This window comes from Bradyrhizobium sp. 62 (genome assembly GCF_023073035.1).
Taxonomy (GTDB): domain Bacteria; phylum Pseudomonadota; class Alphaproteobacteria; order Rhizobiales; family Xanthobacteraceae; genus Bradyrhizobium.
The window spans coordinates 106,014-124,444 of the sequence record NZ_JADPIT010000031.1; the positions used below are offsets into that span (position 1 = coordinate 106,014).

At 64.0% G+C, this 18,431-nt stretch carries 20 protein-coding genes; 8 read left to right on the forward strand and 12 right to left on the reverse strand.

The genetic code is table 11. From position 1 onward, the window contains the following. Positions 1–21 precede the first annotated feature (21 nt). Positions 22–315 (reverse strand): antibiotic biosynthesis monooxygenase, encoded by a 294-nt coding sequence (locus IVB47_RS28515; RefSeq protein WP_007607017.1) that lies wholly within the window; start codon positions 313–315, stop codon positions 22–24. Positions 316–544: 229 nt separating this feature from the next. Between IVB47_RS28515 and IVB47_RS28520 the strand changes: the two genes are divergently transcribed. Together IVB47_RS28520 and IVB47_RS28525 are read left to right on the forward strand one after the other, a co-directional pair. Continuing rightward, entirely contained in the window at positions 545–1,351 is an 807-nt protein-coding gene (locus IVB47_RS28520) for a hypothetical protein (protein ID WP_247291315.1), read from the forward strand. Between the two features lie 162 nt (positions 1,352–1,513). Further along, positions 1,514–1,855 (forward strand): hypothetical protein, encoded by a 342-nt coding sequence (locus IVB47_RS28525; protein WP_027568547.1) that lies wholly within the window; start codon positions 1,514–1,516, stop codon positions 1,853–1,855. A gap of 194 nt (positions 1,856–2,049) precedes the next feature. Here IVB47_RS28525 and IVB47_RS28530 read toward each other — a convergent pair whose 3' ends face one another. Together IVB47_RS28530 and htpX are read right to left on the reverse strand one after the other, a co-directional pair. Next, the gene (locus IVB47_RS28530) at positions 2,050–2,691 is read right to left on the reverse strand and encodes a tetratricopeptide repeat protein (RefSeq protein WP_247357050.1); all 642 of its coding nucleotides are present in this window, start codon (positions 2,689–2,691) and stop codon (positions 2,050–2,052) included. 134 nt (positions 2,692–2,825) lie between these two features. Then, positions 2,826–3,758, reverse strand: coding sequence for a zinc metalloprotease HtpX (gene htpX, locus IVB47_RS28535; RefSeq protein ID WP_247357051.1), 933 nt, complete (start codon positions 3,756–3,758; stop codon positions 2,826–2,828). Positions 3,759–3,944: 186 nt separating this feature from the next. On the opposite strand from htpX, the gene IVB47_RS28540 reads away from it, so the two are divergent. The 3 genes from IVB47_RS28540 to IVB47_RS28550 all read left to right on the forward strand — a co-directional run bounded on the left by IVB47_RS28540 (position 3,945) and on the right by IVB47_RS28550 (position 7,300). Further along, positions 3,945–5,246, forward strand: coding sequence for a lytic murein transglycosylase (locus IVB47_RS28540; protein WP_247357052.1), 1,302 nt, complete (start codon positions 3,945–3,947; stop codon positions 5,244–5,246). 266 nt (positions 5,247–5,512) lie between these two features. Continuing rightward, the gene (locus IVB47_RS28545; RefSeq protein WP_247357053.1) at positions 5,513–6,016 is read left to right on the forward strand and encodes a DUF1993 domain-containing protein; all 504 of its coding nucleotides are present in this window, start codon (positions 5,513–5,515) and stop codon (positions 6,014–6,016) included. A 183-nt stretch (positions 6,017–6,199) separates the two neighbouring features. Continuing rightward, the gene (locus IVB47_RS28550; protein ID WP_247466279.1) at positions 6,200–7,300 is read left to right on the forward strand and encodes an alkene reductase; all 1,101 of its coding nucleotides are present in this window, start codon (positions 6,200–6,202) and stop codon (positions 7,298–7,300) included. A 239-nt stretch (positions 7,301–7,539) separates the two neighbouring features. Here the strand turns inward: IVB47_RS28550 and IVB47_RS28555 are convergent, their stop codons facing one another. The 7 genes from IVB47_RS28555 to glpD all read right to left on the reverse strand — a co-directional run bounded on the left by IVB47_RS28555 (position 7,540) and on the right by glpD (position 15,299). After that, complete coding sequence (locus IVB47_RS28555; protein ID WP_035962951.1) at positions 7,540–9,282, reverse strand: ABC transporter substrate-binding protein; 1,743 nt, start codon at positions 9,280–9,282, stop codon at positions 7,540–7,542. Positions 9,283–9,409: 127 nt separating this feature from the next. After that, positions 9,410–9,739 (reverse strand): DUF2160 domain-containing protein, encoded by a 330-nt coding sequence (locus IVB47_RS28560; RefSeq protein WP_027568539.1) that lies wholly within the window; start codon positions 9,737–9,739, stop codon positions 9,410–9,412. 67 nt (positions 9,740–9,806) lie between these two features. Further along, on the reverse strand, positions 9,807–10,613 hold the full coding sequence (locus tag IVB47_RS28565) for a carbohydrate ABC transporter permease (RefSeq protein ID WP_018454979.1): 807 nt from the start codon (positions 10,611–10,613) through the stop codon (positions 9,807–9,809). Further along, entirely contained in the window at positions 10,613–11,515 is a 903-nt protein-coding gene (locus IVB47_RS28570; protein ID WP_007595151.1) for a sugar ABC transporter permease, read from the reverse strand. The genes IVB47_RS28565 and IVB47_RS28570 overlap by 1 nt, the downstream gene beginning before the upstream one ends. After that, positions 11,515–12,600, reverse strand: a complete 1,086-nt coding sequence (locus IVB47_RS28575; protein WP_247466282.1) for an ABC transporter ATP-binding protein — start codon at positions 12,598–12,600, stop codon at positions 11,515–11,517. The genes IVB47_RS28570 and IVB47_RS28575 overlap by 1 nt, the downstream gene beginning before the upstream one ends. A gap of 12 nt (positions 12,601–12,612) precedes the next feature. Then, positions 12,613–13,752, reverse strand: a complete 1,140-nt coding sequence (locus IVB47_RS28580) for an ABC transporter ATP-binding protein (RefSeq protein ID WP_247466285.1) — start codon at positions 13,750–13,752, stop codon at positions 12,613–12,615. Continuing rightward, positions 13,749–15,299 carry a glycerol-3-phosphate dehydrogenase gene (gene glpD, locus IVB47_RS28585; protein ID WP_247291329.1) on the reverse strand — a complete coding sequence of 517 codons (1,551 nt, stop codon included), beginning with the start codon at positions 15,297–15,299 and terminating at the stop codon, positions 13,749–13,751. The genes IVB47_RS28580 and glpD overlap by 4 nt, the downstream gene beginning before the upstream one ends. 230 nt (positions 15,300–15,529) lie before the next feature. On the opposite strand from glpD, the gene IVB47_RS28590 reads away from it, so the two are divergent. Together IVB47_RS28590 and IVB47_RS28595 are read left to right on the forward strand one after the other, a co-directional pair. After that, positions 15,530–15,811 carry a type II toxin-antitoxin system Phd/YefM family antitoxin gene (locus tag IVB47_RS28590; protein ID WP_247466631.1) on the forward strand — a complete coding sequence of 94 codons (282 nt, stop codon included), beginning with the start codon at positions 15,530–15,532 and terminating at the stop codon, positions 15,809–15,811. Then, complete coding sequence (locus IVB47_RS28595; protein WP_247466288.1) at positions 15,808–16,233, forward strand: type II toxin-antitoxin system VapC family toxin; 426 nt, start codon at positions 15,808–15,810, stop codon at positions 16,231–16,233. The genes IVB47_RS28590 and IVB47_RS28595 overlap by 4 nt, the downstream gene beginning before the upstream one ends. Before the next feature lie 2 nt (positions 16,234–16,235). Here the strand turns inward: IVB47_RS28595 and IVB47_RS28600 are convergent, their stop codons facing one another. After that, positions 16,236–17,078, reverse strand: coding sequence for a DeoR/GlpR family DNA-binding transcription regulator (locus IVB47_RS28600; RefSeq protein ID WP_247291332.1), 843 nt, complete (start codon positions 17,076–17,078; stop codon positions 16,236–16,238). 90 nt (positions 17,079–17,168) lie between these two features. Beyond that, positions 17,169–17,843 (reverse strand): HAD-IA family hydrolase, encoded by a 675-nt coding sequence (locus IVB47_RS28605; protein ID WP_027568532.1) that lies wholly within the window; start codon positions 17,841–17,843, stop codon positions 17,169–17,171. Between the two features lie 154 nt (positions 17,844–17,997). Between IVB47_RS28605 and IVB47_RS28610 the strand changes: the two genes are divergently transcribed. Then, on the forward strand, positions 17,998–18,431 hold a 434-nt coding region (locus tag IVB47_RS28610; protein ID WP_247466291.1), incomplete at its 3' end, for a nuclear transport factor 2 family protein.

The following is an 18,431-nucleotide window of genomic DNA, read 5'->3' on the forward strand; positions in this document are numbered from 1 at the left end:
ATGCGCGGCTGCACCCAATCCCTACGCCAGCGTATGCACGATCACCGGCCCGGCGGCGGCGCGGGCGTCGCCTGCAAGCAACGCGCCGAGATCCTTCTCGATCCAGGCGATCGCACGCCGGTTCGCCTCCTCCGCCTGCTCGAACTTGTCGAAGATCGAAATCGCCGTGACCGTGTCGTCGCCGGCATAGACGACGTAATAGGCGCGGAAGCCGTCGACGTCGCTGATGATCGGAACGGCGCCTTCCTTGATACGGCGCGCCAGCTCTTCGGCGCTCCCGCTTTTCGCCTTGGCCTGACGGATGGCGGCATACATGGCATCCTCCCTTCCGGCTATCTGGTTTGAGGGCTTGGTGCCCGGACCGCATGCTACGCCGAAGCGCGCGGGCAATCCACGCTTGGTTAACCCGGCGCTAATTCAGTTCCGCGATCCGCAACGATCGATTAAGCACGCCTCAACATCGCTGCCTTAGTCTCGCCCCACTCACTTTTCGCAAACAACGGCGGCTTATCCTGCCGCGTGAAGTGACATCAGGGGGTTCATCATGCGCATTGCGTTGCTGCTGACCGCGACCATTGTCGGCGCGCTCTTTGCCAATCCGTCCCATGCCGGACCGCTGGATGCGTCCGCCGGCGCAGCGCAGGCGTTACCGCCGGGCTTCCAGAGCTACCGCGGCTACATGTTCGACTTGTCGGAGAATTCCGACCGCAAGGATGTCGACAAGCTCACCGACAATGTGAAGAGCCAGATCGACGTGGTCGAGGCTGCCGGCCTTTCGCCGCGCGTGCTGCGCTTCTTCCGCACCGTCCCGATCATCGCCAGCGAGCTCGCCTGCCTCGACGAAGGCGCCGCGACCGCCTGCTACGGCCGGGTCACGCCCGACATCCAGCGCACCGCTCCCCGCACGCTGACGGTCTGGGACCCCAACAAGCAGCGCTGGAGCAATCCGAACGCCGTCGACCTCGCGGTCGATTCCGGCCTCGGCGTGATCATGCTGCGGCCGGACATGATGCGTTACGAAAAGGAAGCCGTGCTGCTGCACGAGCTCCTGCACGCCTACCACGCGCGGCTGTTGCCGGACGGCTACGCCAACAAGGGCGTGATCGGCTATTACGCCTACGCCAAGTCCAAGGATCTCCTGCCCAAGGAATCCTACGCGCTGAAGAATCACATGGAATTCTTTGCCGTGACCGCCAGCATCTTCCTGGCCGGGAAGAGCGAATTCCACGACCCGAAATCGCGCGAGGCGCTCAAGGAGAAGCTGCCGGACTATTACAAATATCTGGTGGGCGTGTTCGGCTTCGACCCCGATCCGGCAGCGACAAGCGGCCCGGTCGCCTCGCTGAAGTAAGGCAAAAACGCCAAACCAAGCCAGAGAGCCGCGCGCGTAGCGCGGCTTTTTTGTTTTGGTCACCGGAAGCTGCGGATGACGCGCGGCCGGGAATTGCCAAGGGAGGGCCCGATCTGCATAGTCCGCCCGCATCGATATTGTTTTCGAAGAGGATAGAACAACATGGCGGACGCCGACCTGGATGTCGTGATCCGGCAACTGGCCAGACAGCTGCATACGGGCCTGATGTCCCGCGCCAAGGAGCGGCGGGATCGATTCAACGGCCTTGCGGCCAAGGCCAAGAGCAAGGAGACCGGCGACCGCTTCAAGATGATGGCCAAGGCCACCATGGAGCAGGCCATCGCCGCCGCCAAGCGCCTGCAGATGTCCGCCGACAACGTCGCCGACAGCTACGCGCGGTCGATGCGGATTGCCGCCAGCACACCGGTCGCGGTGAAGGTGGAGAAGAAGCCCGCCAAGGAGAAGCCGGTGAAGAAGGCGAAGAAGGCCAAAGCCAAGAAGTAGGCGCGCACTTTCTTCCTTCTCCCCTTGTGAGAGAAGGTGGCGCGAAGCGCCGGATGAGGGGTTGTTTCCGCGAATTCAACTGCAGCAGGCTCACGCGCGGAGAGATACCCCTCACCCGTCTCGCCGCTTCGCTGCGAGCCACCCTCTCCCACAAGGGGAGAGGGTTGCAGCGGCGCACGCAGCTCTAGATATCTCTACCGCAATGGCGCGGCGAGCCGGGTCGGCTCGGCGCTCGCCAGTTCGGCGAGTTTTGCGCGCGCTGCATCGCGGGTACGGGCATCCTTGCCGGCGGGCAGCGCCAGCGCGGCCTCGAAATCGGCGCGCGCCTCATTTGCCTGGCCGCGGGCGAGGAAGGCGAGGCCGCGGTCGAGCCGAGGCTGTGCATCCGACGGGTCGAGGCGGACCGCGGTGTTGTAGCTCAGAATCGCGCGATCGAGATCGCCGGCGGCCGCGAGCGCGAGACCGCGCTGGTGATAGGGCGCGGCGTGCCTGGGATCATGCGCGATCGCCTCGTCGTAATCCTCGATGGCAAGTTCGAGATCGCCATTCTGCCGGCGCGCCAGCGCCCGATCGCGATAGAGCGAGGCGCGGTTGGGATTGAGGTGGATGGCCTCGTCGAAATCCGCGATCGCCCGCCGCCAATCGCCGTGGCGCAGCGCGATCCGTCCGCGCCCCTCATAGGCGAAAGCGATCAGCGAGCCGCGCAGCGGCGAGAAGCCGATCACCGCCGAACAGATGTCGGGCTCGTCCTCGTCTCCGCAATTGACGACGGTGTGCGTGGAGAGGCCAATCAGCACGCCCACGACAATCAATAATGGTACTGCAGCTTTGGTCATCTTCGACGGTGGCAGGCGGAGGGCCGGCCACGCATCCCCTTTCGCAGAAACTGTCACGGCAGGGTGTTAACACCGGCCGGGACCGTCCTGTGTGCGACAGGTCACAAAGCGCGCAAATTAGAGCCGCTGCTGCGTCAGCCCCAAGGCCCGCGCGAGGACGAGCGGCCCCACGGGCTCCGCGGCGGATAGTTCTCATTGGCGCCGACCGACGGCGACGCCTGCGCGCCAAGCTCGGCTGCGAGCTGCTGAAGCGCCGCGATGCGATTCTGCGTCGAGGGATGGGTGGCGAACAGATTGTCGACGCCGTGGCCCGACAGCGGGTTGATGATGAACATGTGCGCGGTGGCGGGATTTCGCTCCGCCTCGACATTCGGGACCTGATGCGCAGCGCCTTCGATCTTCACCAGCGCCGATGCCAGCCACATCGGCTGACCGGCGATGCGTGCGCCGAGATTGTCCGCGGCGTATTCGCGCGTGCGACTGATCGCCATCTGCACCAGCATGGCGCCGATCGGGGCGAGGATCATCATCAGGATCGAACCGACGATGCCCGGACCATTGTTGTCGCGGTTGCCTCCGAAGAACATGCCGAACTGCGCCAGCATCGAGATCGCACCCGCAATGGTCGCGGTAACGGTCATCAGCAGCGTGTCGTGGTGTTTGATATGGGCAAGCTCGTGCGCGATCACGCCGGCGAGCTCCTCGCGGCTGAGCTGGCGCATCAACCCGGTGGTGACCGCGACCGCGGCATTCTCCGGATTGCGCCCGGTGGCAAAGGCGTTGGGCTGCGGCTCGTCCATCAGGAACACGCGCGGCATCGGCAAGCGGGCGCGGCCCGCAAGCTCGGCCACGAGCCCGACCAGCTCCGGCGCGCTGCCGCGGTCGACCTCATGGGCGCCATACATGGACAGCACCATCCGGTCGGAGTTCCAGTAGGTGAAGAGATTGGTCGCCGCGGCAATGACGAGCGCAATCATGGCGCCGCCGGCACCGCCGATCAGATAGCCAACACCCATGAACAGAGCGGTGAGGCCTGCGAGCAGCATTGCGGTACGAAGATAGTTCATGGCCGTCTCCCGAGGCCGGCCGTGGCCGCTGGAGGGATTGCGGGCCGGCAAGCATGAGGTAGGGATGACCCCGGCCCGCCCGCAAGGTTTCCGGGTGCGTCGCGGAGCCGCGGCACTGGTTTGAAGTCAATCGTTCCATTAAGCTTGGCCAAGAATCCAAGCGTCTCCTCCCCTTGCGGAAACCTCATGCTCCAGACCCGATTTGCGATCGCGGCCGCCGCCCTGCTCACGCTCGCCCTTCCCGCCTCTGCCCAGTTCGCTCCGCCACCCGCAAAGCCGGCGGCCGCCAGGGCCACCGCGCCGTCGCCGCGCGCGGCGTCGTGCCACAACGGGGCGAACTTCGATCGCTTCCTGGCCGACGTGAAACAGCAGGCCGTCGCCGCCGGCGTGTCGCAGCGGACGATCGCGGCGGCCTCGCCTTACCTCGTCTACGACCAGGGCATCGTCAATCGCGACCGCGGCCAGCGCGTGTTCGGCCAGCTCTTCACCGAATTTGCCGGCCGCATGGCGGCGCCCTATCGCATGCAGAACGGCCAGCAGCACATCAAGCAACATGCGGCCGCGTTCGCGCGCGCGGAGAAAGAATACGGCGTGCCGCCGGCGGTGATCGCCGCGTTCTGGGGACTGGAGAGCGACTTCGGCGTCAACATGGGCAATTTGCCGACGCTGAAGTCGCTGGTGTCGCTGGCCTATGATTGCCGCCGCTCGGAGATGTTCGTGAACGAGACCATCGCCGCGCTGAAGATCATCGACCGCGGCGATTTGCATCCCGACGAGATGGTCGGCTCCTGGGCCGGCGAGCTCGGACAGACCCAGTTCCTGCCCGTGCATTACGTCAACTATGCCGTCGACTACGACGGCGACGGACGTCGCGATCTCCTCCGCAGCGAGGACGACGTGATCGGCTCGACCGCGAACTACATCGCCAACGGATTGAAGTGGCGGCGCGGCGAGCCGTGGCTGGAGGAGATCAAGGTGCCGCAAAACCTGCCCTGGGATCAGACCGACCTCACGGTGCAGCTGCCGCGCTCGAAATGGGCGCAGCTCGGGGTGACCTATCCCGACGGGAGGCCGCTGCCGACCGACAATCTTGCCGCGTCGGTGCTGCTGCCGATGGGTCGGAACGGGCCGGCCTTCATGGCGTACCCGAATTTCGCGGCCTATACCGAGTGGAATAACTCGCTGATCTATTCGACCACCGCAGGTTATCTCGCCACCCGGATTGCGGGCGCGGCTCCGATGCGAAAGCCGTCCACACCGGTCGCGCAACTGCCGTTCAACGAGCTCAAGCAATTGCAGCAGCTTCTGGTTCAGGCCGGCTTCAACGTCGGCAAGGTGGACGGTGTGCTGGGCCAGCAGAGCCGCGCCGCAGTGAAGGCGATGCAGATCAAATACGGTCTGCCGGCCGATTCCTGGCCGACCGCGGAGCTTTTGGCCCGGATGCGCGGTGGCACGGCGCAGGCGCAGCCGGCGGCCACGATCCGCTAAGCACTCGAATCGCTGTCATGCCCCCGCGAAAGCGGGGCATCCAGTACGCCGCGGCCTATCCATTCAATCACAGCTGCCCCGGAGTACTGGATCGTCCGGTCAAGCCGGACGATGACAGCGAGGTATGGCGCCGACAGCACCACAAGCCCGCTCGGTAGAATTTTCGCACTGCACAAGCCGCTTTTGCAATTGTATTTTGCCATGAGGTTCCCATGTGAGTGGCTCAGGTTTCTCCTGAGATTTCCCACCACAAGAGCGAGCATCACATGTCCTTCCACGACGCCGTCGTTCCCGCCTATTTGCAAATGCTGAACAGCCTCACCGGCCTGCTCACGAAAGCCGAGGCGCATTGTGCGGCCAAGAAGGTCGATCCGAGCGTCCTGCTCGGCTCCCGGCTGTTTCCGGACATGCTGCCGCTTTCGAAGCAGATCCAGCTGGTCAGCGATTTCGCAGCCAAAGGTTGCGCGCGGCTGACCCATAGCGAAGTGCCCTCCACAGCAGACACCGAGACCAGCTTTGCGGAGCTGAAGCAGCGCCTGGCGAAGACCATCGATTACGTGAAATCGTTCAAGCCCGAGCAGTTCGAGGGCGCCGACACCAAGGACGTCACCTTCCCGGCCGGCCCCGACAAGTCCATCACCATGAAGGGCCAGCAATTCCTGAGCGCGTTCTCGCTGCCGAACTTCTATTTCCACGCCGCGACCGCCCACGGCCTTCTGCGCCACGCCGGCGTCGAGATCGGCAAGCGCGATTTCCTCGGCGCGAACTAGTACTCGATTATTCAGGCGGCCGCGGCGGGAGATCGAATCTGCTGCCGCGGCTGAAATTGCACATGCTTTATGCTGCGAGGCTCCGCTGCGCATCTCGCCTGCAGTTTCCGTATGGCTCCTCCCTTGCGCTGATTGCCGCGATGCACAAGTGTTCCGGATCTCTCACCGCCTGGAAGCATTCTCATGAGCCGTTCGACCAAATTGTTTGAGACCTACAAGCTCGGCCCGATCACACTGGCCAACCGCCTGGTGATGGCGCCGCTGACGCGCAACCGCGCCGCGCCCGGCACGTTCGTACCGAGCCCGCTTGCGGCGGATTATTACGGCCAGCGCGCTTCCGCGGGCCTTCTGATCACCGAAGCGAGCCAGGTCTCGCAGCAGGGCCAGGGCTACCAGGACACGCCCGGCATCTACTCCAAGGAGCAGGTTGCCGGCTGGCGCAAGGTCACCGATCAGGTGCACCAGCGCGGCGGCAAGATCTTCATCCAGCTCTGGCATGTCGGCCGCATCTCGCATGTCGACCTTCAGGCCAATGGCGCAGCCCCGGTGGCGCCGAGCGCAATCCGCGCCAAGGGCAAGACTTTCGTCAACGGCGGCTTCGCCGACGTCTCCGAGCCCCGTGCGCTCGAACTCTCCGAAATTCCAGGGATCATCGACGATTTCAAGCGCGCCACGAAGAACGCGCTCGAGGCCGGCTTCGACGGCGTCGAGATCCACGGCGCCAACGGCTATCTGCTCGAGCAGTTCGCCAAGGACGGCACCAACAAGCGGACCGACGCCTATGGCGGCTCGCTCGAGAACCGCGCGCGGCTGATGCTGGAAGTCTCCAAGGCTGTCGTCGCCGAGGCCGGCGCCGAGCGCACCGGCATCCGCATCTCGCCCGTGACGCCGGCCAACGACATTTCGGAGTCGAACCCGCAAGCCCTCTACAACCATATCGTCGACGGTCTCGCCGCGCTGAAGCTCGTCTATCTCCACGTCGTCGAAGGCGCCACCGGCGGTCCGCGCGACATCGCGCCATTCGACTATGCGGGCCTGCGCAAGCGCTTCCCCGGCGCCTACATCGCCAACAACGGCTATGATTTCGATCTCGCCACCAAGGTGCTGGACGCCAACGCGGCCGATCTCATCGCCTTCGGCAAGCCTTTCATCTCCAACCCCGATCTCGTCGAGCGGCTGAAGACGGGCGCGACGCTGAACGACTGGGACAAGAATACCTTCTACGGCGGCGGCGCGAAGGGATACACGGACTACCCGGCGCTGGCGGCCGAACCGGCGGAGTAAGGCGTCGTCGTCGCTCTATCCTCCGTCATTGCGAGGAGCGAAGCGACGAAGCAATCCAGACTGCGTCCGTGGAAAGACTCTGGATTGCTTCGCTTCGCTCGCAGCCTGGATTGCTTCGCTTCGCTCGCAATGCGGAAAATTGGAGGAAGCCATCATGTCCCAAGTAAGCAAAATCCACGACAATAAAAAGAAAAAAGGCCGGGATTGCTCCCGGCCTTTCGTCGTTATGTTGATGTGCCTTACTGCAGCGAAGCGCGCTTCGGGGGCTGGGCCGGCCACGACTTGATCAGGGTGTCGTAGTCGACCGTCTCGCCCTTCGGCTTCTCGTTGGCGAGCTTGCGCTGGGGAGCAATCGTGCCGTCCTTCTGGGCCTTGGCGAACCAGTACTCGGCCGTCTCCTTCTTGTGCAGCTTCGGACCGCAGGCGCCCTGCACGCCGGACTTCTCCAGACGCTCCATCACGGAGTCCTGAGCAGCGGCGAGCGAGTCCATCGCGGCTTGCGGCGTCTTCGCACCGGACGACGCATCGCCGATGTTCTGCCACCACAGCTGCGCCAGCTTCGGATAGTCGGGCACGTTGTTGCCGGTCGGGGTCCACTGCACGCGCGCGGGCGAGCGGTAGAACTCGATCAGGCCGCCGAGCTTCGGCGCACGCTCCGTGAACGACTTGTCCCAGATGTCGGATTCACGGATGAACGTGAGACCGACATGGCTCTTCTTCAGCGAAACCGTCTTGGAAACGATGAACTGGAGGTAGAGCCAGGCCGCCTTGCGGCGATCCGCCGGGGTCGACTTCAGAAGCGTCACGGAGCCGGCGTCCTGGTAGCCGAGCTTCATGCCTTCCTTCCAGTACGAACCGTGCGGCGACGGAGCCATACGCCACTTCGGCGTACCGTCCGCGTTCATCACGGCGATGCCCGGCTTCACCATGTCTGCGGTGAAGGCGGTGTACCAGAACATCTGCTGGGCGATGTTGCCCTGCGCCGGCACCGGACCCGACTCGGAGAAGGTCATGCCCTGCGCCTGCGGCGGAGCATACTTCTTCATCCACTCGAGATACTTGGTGATCGAGTAGACCGCGGCCGGACCGTTGGTGTCGCCACCACGCTCGACCGAGGAGCCGACCGGACGGCAGCCTTCCATGCGGATGCCCCATTCGTCGACCGGCAGACCGTTCGGAATGCCCTTGTCGCCGTTACCGGCCATCGACAGCCAGGCATCGGTGAAACGCCAACCGAGCGACGGGTCCTTCTTGCCATAGTCCATATGGCCATAGACCTTGACGCCGTTGATCTCCTTGATGTCGTTGGTGAAGAACTCGGCGATGTCTTCATACGCTGACCAGTTCACGGGCACGCCGAGCTCGTAGCCATACTTGGCCTTGAACTTGGCCTTGTAATCGGCGTTGGTGAACCAGTCGTAGCGGAACCAGTAGAGGTTCGCGAACTGCTGATCGGGCAGCTGATAGAGCTTGCCGTCGGGCGCGGTGCCGAACGACTTGCCGATGAAGTCGTTGACGTCGAGCATGGGGTCGGTGACGTCCTTGCCCTCGCCGGTCATGTAGTCCGACAGCGCGATGGTCTGGCCGTAGCGGAAGTGGGTGCCGATCAGGTCGGAATCGTTGATCCAGCCGTCGTACACGTTCTTGCCGGACTGCATCTGGGTCTGCAGCTTCTCGACGACGTCACCTTCCTGGATGATGTCGTGCTTGAGCTTGATGCCGGTGAGCTCGGAGAACGCCTTGGCCAGCGTCTGCGACTCGTATTCGTGGGTCGTGATGGTTTCGGAGACCACGTTGATCTCCATGCCCTTGAAGGGCTCGGCGGCCTTGGCGAACCACTCCAGCTCCTTCTTCTGGTCTTCCTTCGACAGCGTCGAGGGCTGGAATTCCGCGATCCACTTCTGGATCGCGGCGTCGTCGGCGGCGCGCACCGGCGCCGAGACGGCCAGCGACACCGCGACGATGGCGGCGACGCTGGACATCGTCAGAAAGCTATTCTTGGTCAATGGACGTTCCCTTCTCCTAAACTGCCGCATGTTATTCCTCCGTTGCAGCGACAAACTTTTTACAGGCCCGGGTTGGTCCCGGATCTGGCCGTTCCTTCGCGGGCTAGACCGTGCGGAAAATGAGTACGGCCGTGGCCAGCGAAATTCCTGATGCGATCCAAAGGCGCGAAATTTCAAGTCCGTCCTCGCCGATCGGCAGCGTGGCGAGGGCGTCGGTGCCGGCGAAGGCGATCCACAGCAAGTGGATGACCGCTGCCGTGATGAGGGAGATGAACAGGCGGTCGCCGCGCGTGGTGGGGATGCGCAGCACGCCGACGCGCTCGGCTTCGGGATAGGCCACCCCAAGCCAAGTCATCACGGCGAGCGTGCAGGCGAGCGCAACAAAGAAGATTGCCGTCGGCGGCGTCCAGGCCATCCATGCAATAGCTTCCATGCTCTTACTCCTTGCGCATGATCTGGTCCGAAAACCGGTTTCCACTTTTCGGGATCATGCGCATCTCCTAGACCCGACCGAGCGCGAAACCGCTCGCGATGTAATTGCGGACGAACCAGATCACGAGTGCGCCCGGGATGATCGTCAGCACGCCGGCCGCAGCCAGCAGGCCCCAGTCCATGCCCGCGGCCGACACCGTGCGCGTCATGATCGCCGCGATCGGCTTGGCCGAGACCGAGGTCAGCGTGCGCGCGAGCAGCAGCTCGACCCAGGAGAACATGAAGCAGAAGAAGGCGGCGACGCCAATGCCGCTCGCAATCAACGGCACCAGGATCTTGATGAAGAAGCGCGGAAAGGAATAGCCGTCGAGGAAAGCGGTCTCGTCGATCTCGCGCGGCACGCCGGAGACGAAGCCTTCCAGGATCCACACCGCCAGCGGGACGTTGAAGATGCAGTGCGCGAGCGCGACCGCCCAGGGCGTATCGAACAGCCCGATCGCCGAATAGAGGTTGAAGAACGGCAGTGCATAAACCGCGGCCGGCGCCATGCGGTTCGACAGCAGCCAGAAGAACAGATGCTTGTCGCCGAGGAAGCGGTAGCGCGAGAACGCGTAGGCCGCCGGCAGCGCCACCGAGATCGAGATGATGGTGTTGAGGACGACATATTCCAGCGAGTTGATATAGCCGGAATACCAGCTCTCGTCGGTGAAGATGCGCTTGTAGTGCTGGAGCGTCGGGGCGTGCGGCCACAGTGTCATCGTCGAGACGATCTCGGCGTTGGTCTTGAAGCTCATGTTGACGAGCCAGTAGATCGGCAGCAGCAGGAAGATCAAAAACAGCGCCATGATGAGACGACGGCCGGGGATCGAATGCATCACACGGCTCCTTCATGCGATTTCCGGTCGGCGCCGGCATTGGTCATGACGGTGTAGAAGATCCAGCAGACGATCAGGATGATGAGGTTGTAGACCAGCGACAGCGCGGCGGCCTTGCCGAGGTCGAACTGGCCGAGCGCGATCTTGACCAGCTCGATCGACACGAAGGTCGTCGAGTTGCCGGGCCCGCCGCCCGTCACGACGAACGGCTCGGTGTAGATCATGAAACTGTCCATGAAGCGCAGCAGCACCGCGATCAGCAGCACGCGGTTCATCTTCGGCAGCTGGATCGCCTTGAACACCGCCCAGCGCGAGGCGCCGTCGATCTGCGCCGCCTGGTAATACGCTTCCGGAATCGACTTCAGGCCGGCGTAGCAGAGCAGCGCGACCAGGCTGGTCCAGTGCCAGACGTCCATCACGATGACGGTGACCCAGGCGTCGATGTCGTTGGAGACGTAATTGTAGTCGATGCCGATGGCATTGAGGACATAACCGAGCAGGCCGATGTCGGGCCGGCCGAAGATCTGCCAGATCGTGCCGACCACGTTCCACGGGATCAGCAACGGCAGCGCGAGGATGACGAGGCAGGCTGCAACCGTCCAGCCCTGGCGCGGCATCGACAGCGCGACGACGATGCCGAGCGGCACCTCGATCGCGAGGATCACCAGCGAGAAGAACAGATTGCGGCCAAGCGAAGCGAGGAAGCGGCCGCCGAGGTCGGTCGAAGGATCGAGCAGCTCCTTGAACCAACCGACACCGTTCCAGAAGAACTGGTTGTTGCCGAAGGTGTCCTGCATCGAATAGTTCACCACCGTCATCAGCGGCAGCACTGCCGAGAAGGCGACGACCAGGAACACCGGCAGCACCAGGAACCAGGCTTTTTGGTTGACGGTCTTGTCCATCAGGCGGCTCCCTCCACCAGAAGGCTGTCGGCATAGACGTGGACGTGCGACGGATCGAATTTCAGGCCGGCCGTGCCGTCCGGGCTGGTGAAGCCGGCCGGTGCGCGGGCCGCGAGCTTTGCATCACCGAGCCGCGCACGCGCGAAGCGAATGCGGCCGAGGTCGTCGACGCGTTCGATCTTCGCACTGAGCAGGCCGGGCGCCGGCGCAACGGCCTCAACGAATTCCGGACGGACGCCGATCTCGATCTTCGCGCCATCGGGCAGCTTGTCGTAGCTGCGGTTGAGCGCGATCACATGACCGCCGATCCTGGCCTCACGGCCCCTCACCTCGGCCGGCAGGATGTTCATGCCGGGCGAGCCGATGAAATAGCCGACGAAGGTGTGCGCCGGCTTGTCGAACAGCTCGGCCGGCGTGCCGCTCTGCACCACGCGGCCGTCATGCATGACCACCACGGTGTCGGCGAAGGTCAGCGCCTCGGTCTGGTCGTGGGTGACGTAGATCATCGTCAGGTCGAGCTCGCGATGCAGCGCCTTCAGCTTGGAGCGGAGCTGCCATTTCAGCTCGGGGTCGATCACGGTGAGCGGCTCGTCGAACAGCACGGCGGCAACGTCGGAGCGGACGAGGCCGCGGCCGACCGATATCTTCTGCTTGGCATCGGCCGTGAGCCGCGTCGCCTTGCGGTTCAGATAGGGTTCGAGGTCGAGCAGGCGGCCGATCTCGGCGACGCGCTTGTCGATCTCGGCCTTCGGCACGCCGCGGTTCTTCAGAGGGAACGCCAAATTTTGCCCCACCGTCATGGTGTCGTAGATCACCGGAAACTGGAACACCTGGGCGATGTTGCGCTTCTGGGTTGACAGCGGTGTGATGTCCTCGCCGTCGAACAGGATTTTCCCCCGCGACGGGGTGATGATGCCGGAGATGACGTTGAGCAGCGTGGTCTTGCCGCAGCCGGACGGCCCGAGCAGCGCATAGGCGCCGCCCTGCCGCCAAGTCATGGTGACGGGCTTCAGCGCAAAACTGTCCTGCGGCGCATCATTGCCGCCGTAGGAGTGCGCGAGATCGACGAGGTCAATGCGGGCCATGTCGCATCCCCCTCAGGCTTTTTTCTTTGACGCGTTTTCTTCACGCGAACCGCTCGGCACTTCGCTTGAAAACGCTATGGGACCGGGCGCTGCGACCAGGCGGTCGCCAGCGTCGAACACGAAAACGTCGTTGGGATCGAGCACGGCATCAATGGTCTGGCCGGGCTCGAACTCGTGCACGCCGTGCAGCACCGCCACCCAATTCGATCCGTCGCGGGTCAGATGCACGAAACTCTCCGAACCGGTGATCTCGGTCACCGTTACCGTGGCATGGAAGGCGTGGCGGTCAGTCTCGCCATTGGCAAGCGCGAGCTGATGGGCGCGAAATCCGACGCGATAGGCGCCGTCCGCGAGCGAGGCATAGAGACCGGACGCCGGCGCAGCAATGCCGCCCGCATATTGCACGGAACCGTTCTTCTTCTCGATGCCGACGAGATTGAGCGGCGGATCGGAGAACACCTGCGCGACGCGCAAGGTCTGCGGGCGGCGGTAGACCTTCGACGTCTCGCCGATCTGGAGCGCCTCTCCCTGCCACATGCACACAGTGTTGCCGCCGAGCAGCAGCGCCTCGGTCGGCTCGGTGGTGGCATAGACGAAGATCGCGCCGGATGCCTCGAAGATGCGCGGCAGCTCGGTGCGCAGCTCCTCGCGCAGCTTGTAGTCGAGATTGGCGAGCGGCTCGTCGAGCAGCACGAGGTCGGCGCCCTTCACCAGCGCGCGCGCCATCGCAGTTCGCTGCTGCTGGCCGCCGGAAAGCTGGAGCGGCGTGCGCTTCAGGAACGGCTCGAGCCTGAGCAGCCGGGCGGCTTCCGCGACACGCGCCTCGATCTCGGCGCGCGGCTTGCCCTGCACGCGCAAAGGCGAGGCGATGTTCTCATAGACCGTGAGTGAAGGATAATTGATGAACTGCTGATAGACCATCGCGACCGAGCGCTGGCGCACGTCGACACCGGTGACGTCCTTGCCATTGACCAGCAGCTTGCCCGATGTCGGCTTGTCCAGGCCTGCGAGCAGCCGCATGATCGAAGTCTTGCCCGACAGCGTCGGCCCGAGCAGCACGTTGAGCGTGCCGCTCTCGAGCGTCAGCGAGACGTCGCGGATATGTGGGATACCGTCGACAGTCCGGGTCACGTGATTGAGTGTGACGGTCATGAGCGTCCTCCGGCTTCCAGCAGGGGACTTTGCTGTACGGCGTGGGTCCTGATCCAGTCGTCCAGCGCCGCGATCTCGTCGGCACTTAGTCGCAGGCCGAGCTTGGAACGGCGCCAGACGACGTCGTCGGCGGTGACGGCCCATTCGTTGGCCATGAGATAGCGGACTTCGCGCTCGGTCAGCGTCGCGCCGAAGGCCTGGCCGAGATCGGCCGCCGATTTCGCATCCCCAAGCAGCTTGACCGCTCTCGTGCCATAGGCGCGCGCAAGGCGCCGCGCATGCTCGTGGCTGAGGAAGGGATAGCCGCGCTGAAGCTCGGCGATCAGGCCGTCGACATCGGAGACGCCCATGTCGCCGCCGGGCAGCGGCCATTTGCCGGTCCAACCTTCGCGCGCTTTCGCACTGCGAAGATAGGGCGCGAGCCGTTCCAGCGCCTCCTCGGCGAGACGGCGGTAGGTCGTGATCTTGCCGCCATAGATCGACAGCAGCGGCACGCCCCCGGGCGTGTCGAGCTCGAACACATAATCGCGCGTCGCGGCCTTGGCTTCGCTGGCGCCGTCGTCGTAGAGCGGACGCACGCCGGAATAGGTCCAGACCACGTCGTCAGGCGTGACAGGCTTGGCCAGATACTCGCTTGCCGCCGTGCAGAGATACTGGATCTCCTCGGCCGTCGCCTTCACCTTGGCGGGATCGCCGTCATAGTCGCGGTCGGTGGTGCCGATCAGCGTAAAATCGTCCTGATAGGGAATGACGAAGATGATGCGGCCGTCGGCATTCTGGAACATGTAGGCGCGGTCGTGGTCGTAGAGCTTCTTGACCACGATGTGCGAGCCTTGCACCAGGCGCACCTTGGCCTTGGCGTTGACGCCGGCGCCGCGGCCGAGCACATCCTCGACCCAGGGACCGCCGGCATTGACCAGCGCACGGGCCTGGATCGACGAACGCGCGCCGGTCAGCGTGTCGATCATGCTGACGGTCCAGATGCCGTCGGACTGTTTGATATCCGTTGCGCGCGTACGGGTGCGGATCTCGGCGCCCTTATCGGCGGCATCGCGCGCGTTGAGCACGACGAGGCGGGCGTCGTCGACGAAGCAGTCGGAATATTCGAACGCGCGGCCGTAGCGGTTCGGGATCAGCGGGCGGCCGACCTCGTCACGCCCAAGGTCGACCGAGCGCGTCGCCGGCAACAAATGACGGCCGCCGATGTGGTCATAGAGGAAGAGGCCGAGGCGCAGCAGCCAGGCCGGCCGCAGGCCCGCATGGTGCGGCAAAACGAAACGCAGGGGGCGAATGATATGGGGCGCGATGCCCCAGAGAATCTCGCGCTCGATCAGCGCCTCGCGGACCAGCCGGAACTCGTAATATTCGAGATAGCGCAGGCCGCCATGCACCAGCTTGGTCGACCAGGACGACGTCCCGCTCGCCAGATCGTTCATTTCGCACAGGAAAACCGTGTTGCCACGGCCCACCGCGTCGCGCGCGATGCCGCAGCCGTTAACACCGCCTCCGATAATGGCGAGGTCGAAAATACGCTCCAACAGACGCATCCCCCGGCGACCGCCCGTTCAATCGAGCGGTTACTTTCGCTTTTGATTAGATCACACCAGAAAACGAAAGCAAGATGAAAGAGAGGAGGAAGGAAGTGAAAGCGGAACTCTTAAGTGGGCGCATGGGCAGGAAATGGGCAGTTCAAGAGAGTATTCGAACAGCAGTATTGCTCTTGAATAGTCGTCGATGGCCATTATTAGTTACGATAGTCATATTGGTCATTATCTGCATGACAGACCACAGCACTGCACCAGACTCACCAGCGACTGACTCGTGGACGCTTGCCAACGCCAAGGCCCGGCTATCCGAGGTGATCGACCGTGCTCAAGCCGGCCCGCAAATCATCACCCGACACGGCAAGCCCAATGCGGTGATCGTTTCTGCCGAGGAATGGGCGCGCAAGACGGCACGTAAAGGTACCTTGGCCGAATTCCTGCTGGCTTCGCCGCTCCGCAGCGCCGACCTCGAGCTTGAACGCGTGCACGACGCGCCGCACGACGAGCTGCCGTGAATCTGCTGCTCGACACCAACGTGTTGTCGGAGGTCCAGAGGCCGGCCCCTTCGCCGAAAGTCCTGTCATGGCTTGATACGATCGACGAGGATCGTGCGTTCATCAGCGTGGCATCGATCGCCGAGCTTCGCCGCGGCATCGCATTGCTGGAGGACGGCCGTCGGCGCGCAGCACTGGCCGCCTGGCTTGCCCACGATCTGCCGGAGCGTTTTGCCGGGCGCACCCTGCCGATCGACCACGCGGTGGCGGAACGCTGGGGCGACCTGATGGCTCAGAGCCGCAGAAGCGGCGTCGCATTGTCTGTCATGGACGGCTTCTTTGCCGCGACCGCTCTCGCGAACAACCTCATGCTCGTCACGCACAATGTGAAGGATTTCGCGGTGTTCGGCGTGCCGCTGCTGAACCCGTGGGACGACCCATAGTCTTACCTCAGCCGCACCACCGGCGCGGCCTCGGGCGCTTCTTGTATCTCGCCTTGGGCCTCATCGACATCGGCCCCCTTCGGCATCGCCGCCATCACCTCGATGCCCTTGCCGTGGCAGATGGTGGCGAGGCGCTCGGGCAATTCCTGGTCGGTGACGAAGGTCTGGATCTGGCTGATATGTGCGATGCGCACCGGCGCGCTGCGGCGGAGCTTGGTCGAGTCCGCGACCAGCATGACGCTGCGGGCGTTGGCGATGATGGCCTGCGCAACCTGCACCTCGCGATAGTCGAAGTCGAGCAGCGCGCCCTCCTCGTCGATCGCGGACGCCCCGATGATGGCGTAGTCGACCTTGAACTGGCCGATCAGCTGCGTTGCGGTCGAGCCGACCACCGCACCGTCGGCGCGTCGTACCGTGCCGCCGGCGACCACCACCTCGATGCGGGGATGGCGGTAGAGCAGCATGGCGACGTTCAGATTGTTGGTGATGACGAGGAGGTCCTCGTGCGAGGTCAGCGCGCTCGCGACCTCCTCGGTCGTGGTGCCGATGTTGATGAAGAGCGAGCAGCCGTTCGGGATCAGGGAGGCGGCCGCAGCTCCGATCGCCTTCTTCTCGTCCGCGGCGACGAAGCGCCGCGCCTCATAGGCGAGGTTTTCGACGCCGGAGGCGATGATGGCGCCGCCATGGATACGGGTCAGTGAGCGGCGCTCGCACAGATCGTTGAGATCCTTGCGGATGGTCTGCGCCGAAACCTCGAACCGGCGCGCCAGCTCATCGACCATGACGCGGCCCGAGGCCCGCGCGATGTTGAGGATTTCGGCTTGGCGATGGGTCAGTCCGGTCACGGCGATGGCCTCAAGTCAGGAAGCTGCATGGTGCGGCGGTTCGCGCGTTCGGTCAATGCGCGCGCCGATCACGATTAACGGACGAGGTCTTCACCACGCCATCGCAGCGGCGAGACGCGTCAGCAGGTCCGGATCGTCGAAGGCGCTGGCGGAGGCGATAGCCCCGGCGGCGACGAGATCAGCATGGCTGAGGCTGGTCCGGATGCCGATGGTCGGAATGCCGGCCGCCGCAGCCGACTGCACGCCGGTGCGGGAGTCCTCGAACGCGATCGAGGCCATCGCGCTGGCGCCGGCAAAGCGCAACCCTTCCTGATAAGGCAGCGGATGCGGCTTGCCGTGCAACAGCTCGGCGCCGATCACGAGCGCCTTGAAGCGGTCCGTGATGCCGAGGCCGGACAGCAGCAGCTCCGCATTCAGCCGCGGGGCGTTGGTTACCGCAACCATGGGAATACCGGCCGCATCCGCCCTGTCGAGCAGCGCCATCAGGCCCGGCAGCGGCTCGATCTGCCCGGCGACGAGTTCGCGGAAGACTTCCTCCTTCTCATCGAGGATCAAGGCACGCCGTTCCGGCGCCTCGTCGGGCAGAAAGCGCTCGCCGATCGCTATATTCGCGAAGCCTTGCAGCTCCCTGGAGAAGCGCGCGTGATCGAAGACATGGCCGCGAGGGCCGAGCACCTGGTTGAAGGCCTTCAGGTGCAGCGGATCGGTGTTGGCGAGCGTACCGTCGATGTCGAACAGCAACGCCCTGCCGATAGCCTCGATCATGTCCGTACTTTCCCGAATAGATGACGCATCAATACGAAAGCCGTATCAATACAGCGCCAATCGCGCAATGACGCACGTGCATGACCACTACGCGACACTCGACAAAGTCGCGCGCGGCTGCAACACTCCGTGCAAGATCAAAAAGGAGGAAACAATGACGATCAACCGACGCGATCTGGCTCTCTCGACTCTTGCCGTCCCAGCTCTTGCCGTCTCCACGCTTGCAGTTTCAGCGCTCACGACACCGGTGCTGGCGGCCTCGGCGGACGAGGAAGCCGTAGCGAAGAAGGTCGAGGCGTTCCGTCTCGCCCAGATCGCGGCCGATCCCAAGGCGCTCGGCGCACTCTGCGCCGACGAGGTGAGCTACAGCCATTCCAGCGGCAAGGTCGAGGACAAGGCGACCTTCGTCGCCAACGCCACCGACGGCAAATCCAAATTCCTGTCGATCGAATACAAGGACCCGACCATCAAGGTCGTCGGCCCCGCTGCGATCGTGCGTTTCCACTGGATGGCGGAACAGGAGATGGCGGCCGATGGGAAAAAAGTGCCGACCAACCTTCACATCCTGATGAACTGGCAGAAGCAGGG

Excerpts from the sequence above, each read along its gene's own strand:
- IVB47_RS28515 (WP_007607017.1), bottom strand. The coding sequence starts at position 315 with ATGTATGCCGCCATCCGTCAGGCCAAGGCGAAAAGCGGGAGCGCCGAA.
- glpD (WP_247291329.1), bottom strand. The coding sequence starts at position 15,299 with ATGCGTCTGTTGGAGCGTATTTTCGACCTCGCCATTATCGGAGGCGGT.
- IVB47_RS28530 (WP_247357050.1), bottom strand. The coding sequence starts at position 2,691 with ATGACCAAAGCTGCAGTACCATTATTGATTGTCGTGGGCGTGCTGATT.
- IVB47_RS28550 (WP_247466279.1), top strand. The coding sequence starts at position 6,200 with ATGAGCCGTTCGACCAAATTGTTTGAGACCTACAAGCTCGGCCCGATC.
- IVB47_RS28525 (WP_027568547.1), top strand. The coding sequence starts at position 1,514 with ATGGCGGACGCCGACCTGGATGTCGTGATCCGGCAACTGGCCAGACAG.
- IVB47_RS28565 (WP_018454979.1), bottom strand. The coding sequence starts at position 10,613 with ATGCATTCGATCCCCGGCCGTCGTCTCATCATGGCGCTGTTTTTGATC.
- IVB47_RS28570 (WP_007595151.1), bottom strand. The coding sequence starts at position 11,515 with ATGGACAAGACCGTCAACCAAAAAGCCTGGTTCCTGGTGCTGCCGGTG.
- htpX (WP_247357051.1), bottom strand. The coding sequence starts at position 3,758 with ATGAACTATCTTCGTACCGCAATGCTGCTCGCAGGCCTCACCGCTCTG.
- IVB47_RS28590 (WP_247466631.1), top strand. The coding sequence starts at position 15,530 with ATGACAGACCACAGCACTGCACCAGACTCACCAGCGACTGACTCGTGG.
- IVB47_RS28555 (WP_035962951.1), bottom strand. The coding sequence starts at position 9,282 with ATGTCCAGCGTCGCCGCCATCGTCGCGGTGTCGCTGGCCGTCTCGGCG.
- IVB47_RS28580 (WP_247466285.1), bottom strand. The coding sequence starts at position 13,752 with ATGACCGTCACACTCAATCACGTGACCCGGACTGTCGACGGTATCCCA.
- IVB47_RS28575 (WP_247466282.1), bottom strand. The coding sequence starts at position 12,600 with ATGGCCCGCATTGACCTCGTCGATCTCGCGCACTCCTACGGCGGCAAT.
- IVB47_RS28560 (WP_027568539.1), bottom strand. The coding sequence starts at position 9,739 with ATGGAAGCTATTGCATGGATGGCCTGGACGCCGCCGACGGCAATCTTC.
- IVB47_RS28545 (WP_247357053.1), top strand. The coding sequence starts at position 5,513 with ATGTCCTTCCACGACGCCGTCGTTCCCGCCTATTTGCAAATGCTGAAC.
- IVB47_RS28540 (WP_247357052.1), top strand. The coding sequence starts at position 3,945 with ATGCTCCAGACCCGATTTGCGATCGCGGCCGCCGCCCTGCTCACGCTC.
- IVB47_RS28520 (WP_247291315.1), top strand. The coding sequence starts at position 545 with ATGCGCATTGCGTTGCTGCTGACCGCGACCATTGTCGGCGCGCTCTTT.
- IVB47_RS28605 (WP_027568532.1), bottom strand. The coding sequence starts at position 17,843 with ATGATCGAGGCTATCGGCAGGGCGTTGCTGTTCGACATCGACGGTACG.